The sequence below is a fragment of the Levilactobacillus namurensis DSM 19117 genome (genome assembly GCF_001434785.1).
In the GTDB taxonomy this organism is placed as follows: domain Bacteria; phylum Bacillota; class Bacilli; order Lactobacillales; family Lactobacillaceae; genus Levilactobacillus; species Levilactobacillus namurensis.
Genome location: NZ_AZDT01000026.1, coordinates 1 through 585, shown reverse-complemented (window position 1 = coordinate 585; position 585 = coordinate 1). Strand labels below are relative to the sequence as shown.

The following is a 585-nucleotide window of genomic DNA, read 5'->3' as shown; positions in this document are numbered from 1 at the left end:
CGAGACAATCTTTTAAACCAACAGTTTGATCAAGTTACTGAACCTAACCAAGTGTGGTTAGCCGATTCAACTGAAGTTCGTTATGGCGTTAAGGGTGAATATAAGTTGCGGTTTTCCGGCGTTCTCGATTTACATGGCCGTTATCTTTTAGCATACAATTTGAGCCCGACTGAGACCAGTGAAGCGATTATTCAAACCTTTGAGCAAGCCTTTCAAAGTGCCGGTAACGTCCATCCCATGGTGCATACAGACCGCGGGGCAGCCTTTACTTCCAAGGTATTTAATCACTTTATGGACCAGCACCAGGTCACTAGGAGTATGTCGCGACCGGGAACGCCGTACGACAACGCACCAATGGAACGTTGGTGGAACGAATTTAAGTTGAACTGGTTGGATAGCCAGCCAACGCCCAAAACTCGCCAGGAACTCGTCGAATTGATTGAAACCGGAATTCACTATTTTAATTACATTGACCGTACGATACAAAGAAACGGCTCCACCGCGAAAGAATATCGCGATGAAGCCGCTTAAGTTACGTCCGAGAATTATATTATTTCATCTGTCAACTTGACAGGGACTAGTACA

1 protein-coding gene is annotated in these 585 nt (G+C 45.3%); it reads left to right on the top strand.

The genetic code is table 11. The features are described from left to right. Window positions 1-531, top strand: a 531-nt coding sequence (locus tag FD30_RS05020; protein WP_156652549.1) for a DDE-type integrase/transposase/recombinase, incomplete at its 5' end; no start/stop codon positions are given. Window positions 532-585 lie beyond the last annotated feature (54 nt).